The 4,636-nt window shown below is 36.9% G+C and carries 8 protein-coding genes and 1 pseudogene; 6 read left to right on the top strand and 3 right to left on the bottom strand.

The genetic code is table 11. The features are described 5' to 3' along the window. The 3 genes from ACFINZ_RS08910 to ACFINZ_RS08900 form a co-directional block, all read right to left on the bottom strand. The coding region (locus ACFINZ_RS08910) for a YdaU family protein (protein ID WP_375701344.1) at window positions 1-890 on the bottom strand (890 nt) is incomplete at its 3' end. 146 nt (window positions 891-1,036) lie between these two features. Continuing rightward, the gene (locus tag ACFINZ_RS08905) at window positions 1,037-1,399 is read right to left on the bottom strand and encodes a hypothetical protein (RefSeq protein ID WP_375655510.1); all 363 of its coding nucleotides are present in this window, start codon (window positions 1,397-1,399) and stop codon (window positions 1,037-1,039) included. 2 nt (window positions 1,400-1,401) lie between these two features. Beyond that, window positions 1,402-1,668, bottom strand: a complete 267-nt coding sequence (locus tag ACFINZ_RS08900) for a helix-turn-helix domain-containing protein (RefSeq protein WP_375618101.1) — start codon at window positions 1,666-1,668, stop codon at window positions 1,402-1,404. Window positions 1,669-1,755: 87 nt separating this feature from the next. Here ACFINZ_RS08900 and ACFINZ_RS08895 point away from each other — a divergent pair, with 87 nt between their 5' ends. The 6 genes and pseudogenes from ACFINZ_RS08895 to ACFINZ_RS08870 all read left to right on the top strand — a co-directional run. Beyond that, window positions 1,756-2,109 carry a helix-turn-helix domain-containing protein gene (locus ACFINZ_RS08895; RefSeq protein WP_004859838.1) on the top strand — a complete coding sequence of 118 codons (354 nt, stop codon included), beginning with the start codon at window positions 1,756-1,758 and terminating at the stop codon, window positions 2,107-2,109. Window positions 2,110-2,382: 273 nt separating this feature from the next. After that, entirely contained in the window at window positions 2,383-2,757 is a 375-nt protein-coding gene (locus ACFINZ_RS08890) for a hypothetical protein (RefSeq protein WP_375655511.1), read from the top strand. Between the two features lie 64 nt (window positions 2,758-2,821). Further along, entirely contained in the window at window positions 2,822-3,184 is a 363-nt protein-coding gene (locus ACFINZ_RS08885; protein ID WP_375632994.1) for an antA/AntB antirepressor family protein, read from the top strand. A gap of 15 nt (window positions 3,185-3,199) precedes the next feature. Continuing rightward, a complete protein-coding gene (locus ACFINZ_RS08880; RefSeq protein WP_375701345.1) occupies window positions 3,200-3,928 on the top strand; it encodes a Rha family transcriptional regulator in 729 nt (242 codons plus the stop codon). 12 nt (window positions 3,929-3,940) lie between these two features. After that, window positions 3,941-4,348: a hypothetical protein gene (locus ACFINZ_RS08875; protein WP_375637119.1), complete on the top strand. Its 408-nt coding sequence runs from the start codon at window positions 3,941-3,943 to the stop codon at window positions 4,346-4,348. 124 nt (window positions 4,349-4,472) lie between these two features. Further along, window positions 4,473-4,636 (top strand): annotated as a pseudogene (locus ACFINZ_RS08870) (recombinase); the annotation flags it as partial.

The following is a 4,636-nucleotide window of genomic DNA, read 5'->3' as shown; positions in this document are numbered from 1 at the left end:
TTGTTGTTCGTGTTTTTCGTTTTCTCTAAAACCTCGATAGCCTTTCGCACCCAGTTTCTCCATGTTGCTTGCCAATCACGTTTGATAGCATTCTTTCCTGCACAGGCTTTCCAAAAATCTCGAAACTTTGCAATTTCGACTTTCACGCGCTCTGGAGGCAAGCCCTCTTCGATGGCAAAATCGTAATCGGGTTCAAAATCCGCAGGCAATCGACAACCGCGATTAGCTTGCGCTCGTTTTGCTTTTTTGGGAACGTTCTCTTGCTCGTGAATGGAAGGTTGGTTGTCTGATGAGGTTGCGATTTGCTCTGATGTGGTCTCAACAGCATCAACCTCGATTGGCTCGTGAACCAAATCGGTGATTTCTAAATCTTCAAAATCAATTTCTTTTTTTGATAAAACGATAGTTTTATTTTTTTTATATATATTATTCTTATTCTGGTTCTTTATAGCTTGATTTTGCTTAGCGTTTGCTTCAGCAAAAAAAACGTTTTGCTTGTCATTTGCTTCAGCAAAATTATTAACATGTTGTTTTGTATTGTTTTTTGCTTGTGCACCTTTTTTACCAGCTTCACTACGAACTTGCGATATGTGCTCTTTTTTATCAGAAAAATCTTTTAGTTCTTCTTCAACGCGCGTATTCCACAATCCATTATCTGTCTCAACAAGTTTATCATTCCTCATTAAGTATTCGACAATAGCTGCAAATTTTTTCTGCGAACAATTGCAAGCACGTGCAAGCGTTTCAAAATCTTCTTTAATTGGTGCTTTTTTATCGTACATGCGAACGAGAAGCGTCATATAAGCGCCCCTTTGCTCTAACGTCATTCCATCTGTACCACTTATCCAGTCATACAAATGGAATCTTATCCATGGCATACCATTAGACATGCGCGCCCCCTTCTTTCATTAAATATAAATTAGTGATCATAATCCCCCCTTAAGGCTGTTGCCTATTTATGCGTGAGCTGTGACAGAGCGCGTAGTCATAAGTTAAAAAAAATGAACTCACTCAATTCAAAAATACACTGCATGCTTCATCTCGCTGCACTAACTAAATGTGTAGACCGATTGTATTTCTGTAAACTATCTATGAAATGCTTTTTGAAACCGTGCGCATCACTATATGCCTTTATCGATAATGAAGGTCCTAAAGTACTTTGAACTATCAAATTATCATTTGCATCAAGAGAAAAATTCCAATCAGAATCGCTAAAAACAATTGTGCTGCCGTCTGGAAAATCCATTTCTTTTATTGAATCTTTCAAAATGTGAAAAGTGTAATATGGTCTTTGCAATACCTTTGTAGAGCTTTGCATTTTTTTATGAGAGACATAAAAACAAAAAATCGTGATTACATTGGTCGTAAAAAGCACAATAATCGTTGCGAAATTGTCCATTTTTATTTTCTTTCTTCATATTGAAGCTTCGTCATTTCATTTTGTTCAAATGGCTTCATGCAAACAGTGGAACCCTTGACAAAAGAAGGCGTTGGAGGAGATTGTTCATTCCATAACGCTTCGAGAAGATATGCAACGGCTCCTCTTGAAGGAACACCATATTTTTCCCAACGCCATACTGTTGACTTGTTGACGCCTAACTGTGCTGCCATTTCTTTCAGAGTTAAATTCAGATTTTTACGTAACTGTTTTACTGCTATTTTTCCCATAAAAAATAATATGCATTATGAGTACTTAAAAGTCAAGTCGAAATGCATACCAATTATATGCAATATGAATATATTAAGGAGATAAAAATGCTTAGTAACACGATAGACCAATCTGCTAGATTAATAAAAGCGCGTTTAGCGCGTGGTTTTAGAAGTGCTAAAGAAGCAGCTAGATATTTTGGCTGGAACTACTCTAGCTATATACAGCACGAACAAGGATTAAGAGGAATATCACGAGCATCTGCAAAATATGCAAAAGCATTTAGAATTAGTGAAGGATGGTTATTAACTGGAGAGGGAGAAGGCCCCTCCTTTCCAATTCCTGCCACAAAACAAACTGTTGATGAGCAAATTATTAATCTACTGCAAAAAACAACTCAACCAGATAAAGAAACAATTCTTCACCTTTTAAATCGCCTGCATGCAGAAGAAAAAAAATAAAAGCTTTTTTTCTTTCATTACTAAATGTAGAAACCAGATGCATTATTTTGTTATCTAATTCTATATCACTTTTTATTATTTTCATAACCATTCACCTTCCCCTTTCATGAGAATCGTCATTTAGAAAAAATCTTCTTACAAGATTTTTATACCGTTAAAAATAAAATACACATAACGCATATTTTATTGTTGACAAGTATGCATTATGCGTATTATATATATTCCATAAACCACGCACAAACAATCGCCAAGAGGCGTTAGGGAGGAGAAATTATGGAAAATCCAATTCTTATAAATTCTGATGAAATCTTATTAGTTGTCTATGATGATGATCAAAACATTGGTCGATCGGGACCACTGGATGAAAGCCAAGTTCTAAAAATTATTGACGAGGCAGATGATGCAATCCAAATCTTTCGCATCAATCCTTCTGAGAATAATTGTGAAGATATCTCTGAAGAAATTGCAGAAGCATATGTAAAAGAAAATATCGAACATCTCCATGAGGAGAGTAAAGTTCATGACTTTGTACGCGAGAGTGTTGCTTACCATGACCTTTTATCTGATTTAGCAGACGAAAAATATAATGATGAGATTTACGGTACTTACGAACAACAACACCGTTTGCGTCCTTGTGATGTGCTTTAAATTCTGAAGGGCGCTTTTAAAAGCGCCTCCCCTTTTCCCATCAATAATTGATTAGAGTAAACTTATGACCACACATGATACTCATATTCATAGTGAAGGATATCTCACGCCTGAAAACGAGGTAGACAACAAAATCGGTTATGTCCAAATGGTCAATGCCCATGTAATGCATAGGTACTTACATTTGAAACAAGATTTTTCCACTTGGTTTAACGATTGTGTTGAAAAGCTTGATCTAAAAGAAGGCGTGGATTTTGTTTTTACAAAACAAGAATGGAACAGACAGAAGATTTGTCCAAAATCTGAAATAGAAACAGATAAAACCGATAATCATTACTTCAAAATTCACGCAGCAAGGAAAATTGCTCAAGCAGAACGTCATAGAAACTATGGCAGAATATTATATCAAACCTTGTGTTTTTCTTAATTAAGGGGGGTGATGATGCAAAACTTTATTACAATATCTGAAAACAATTTTCAAAACACAACAGTTCAAACGATGTCTAGTCGTGAAATTGCAGAGTTATGTGGTAAGCAACATGCGCATATTATGCGTGATATTCGGCAAATGTTAGGAGAATTATATCCTGAAGGGGGTCAATCCAAATTTGGATCCACCTATTTAGATAAACAGGGTAAGCCCCAAAACTGTTACAACCTCCCTAAGCGTGAATGCCTTATCTTAGTTTCTGGTTACAGCATGACATTACGTGCTAGGATTATAGACCGTTGGCAAGAATTGGAAAAGCAAGCAGTAACACCACAAATCGACTATTCAAGTCCAAAGGCTATGATTGGCTTTTTGAATTACCTACAAGGTCAAATAGATCAAAAAGACACCATCATTGAAGATTTAACACCAAAAGCCATGGCTCTTGAAAGCTTACAGCGTCATAATGGACTCTTTGGTCTTACAGAAGCCGCTAAAATACTCGAGATGCAACCAAAACAATTCATTCTCTTCTTACAGCAAAAAGGTTGGGTTTACAGACGAGCAGCAGGTGGAAATTTGCTACCGTATCAAGACAAAATCCAAAAGAAACTTATGGATTGTCCAACTATCACACTTCAAACCGCAAATGGAATAGAAAAGGTCATTCCTTGCGCAAAAGTCACAGCAAAAGGAATTGGTGTGCTGTCTCAAGAGCTTAAAAGACAAAGCATGCATTAAGAGGAGGTTATTATGATAAAAAAGAAATACGAACTGACAGACGCAACAATCGAAGTTAATGGCAGAACTCTCCACCGCATTCGCGCCTTACGAGACTTTGGAAACGTCGAGAAAGGCGATTTAGGGGGGTTTATAGAGCATGAGGGCAATTTAAGTCACGAAGGGGATTGCTGGGTTGGTGATAATGCATGGGTTTATGAAGGCGCCCGTGTTTATGATGATGCACAAATTTCTGATAATGTTCAAGTTTTTGGTAATGCAGAAGTTTACGAGGGTATACATTTTTATGGATATATAGAAGTTTACGGTGATGTACGTGTTTTTGGTAACTGCGATGCTATATACATTACCAATGATGCAGGTGCTTATGGGTATGTTGATAATACTGACCTCACCTCAACTAGAGAACAAACCAAATGAAAAAATACGAACGACTAATCTTATAGTATCTCTATAAGCCGTTTCTAACACCGAAAAACCAACTTTTAAACACCAGCGTGATTCACGCCACGGGGGAATTGCGCTCAAATAGGAGGAAATCAAGATGAGTGAACTAAACACTAACCTAACAGAAATTGAAGAAACGCATCACTTAGCGGTTAAACAAACTGCTATGGAACGTATTTTAAACAGAGCCTTAGAAAATGACGTCGATATGGACCGTCTCGAGCGTCTCATTGCCTTACGAGAAAAAGAAATAGAACGACA

Source organism: Bartonella sp. AA81SXKL, from assembly GCF_042196945.1.
Lineage (GTDB): Bacteria > Pseudomonadota > Alphaproteobacteria > Rhizobiales > Rhizobiaceae > Bartonella.
This window is presented reverse-complemented; position numbering and strand designations above follow the sequence as displayed.

What these genes read in the sequence shown, in the direction of transcription:
- ACFINZ_RS08905 (WP_375655510.1), bottom strand. Translation starts at nt 1,399, where the DNA reads ATGGACAATTTCGCAACGATTATTGTGCTTTTTACGACCAATGTAATC.
- ACFINZ_RS08900 (WP_375618101.1), bottom strand. Translation starts at nt 1,668, where the DNA reads ATGGGAAAAATAGCAGTAAAACAGTTACGTAAAAATCTGAATTTAACT.
- ACFINZ_RS08895 (WP_004859838.1), top strand. Translation starts at nt 1,756, where the DNA reads ATGCTTAGTAACACGATAGACCAATCTGCTAGATTAATAAAAGCGCGT.
- ACFINZ_RS08890 (WP_375655511.1), top strand. Translation starts at nt 2,383, where the DNA reads ATGGAAAATCCAATTCTTATAAATTCTGATGAAATCTTATTAGTTGTC.
- ACFINZ_RS08885 (WP_375632994.1), top strand. Translation starts at nt 2,822, where the DNA reads ATGACCACACATGATACTCATATTCATAGTGAAGGATATCTCACGCCT.
- ACFINZ_RS08880 (WP_375701345.1), top strand. Translation starts at nt 3,200, where the DNA reads ATGCAAAACTTTATTACAATATCTGAAAACAATTTTCAAAACACAACA.
- ACFINZ_RS08875 (WP_375637119.1), top strand. Translation starts at nt 3,941, where the DNA reads ATGATAAAAAAGAAATACGAACTGACAGACGCAACAATCGAAGTTAAT.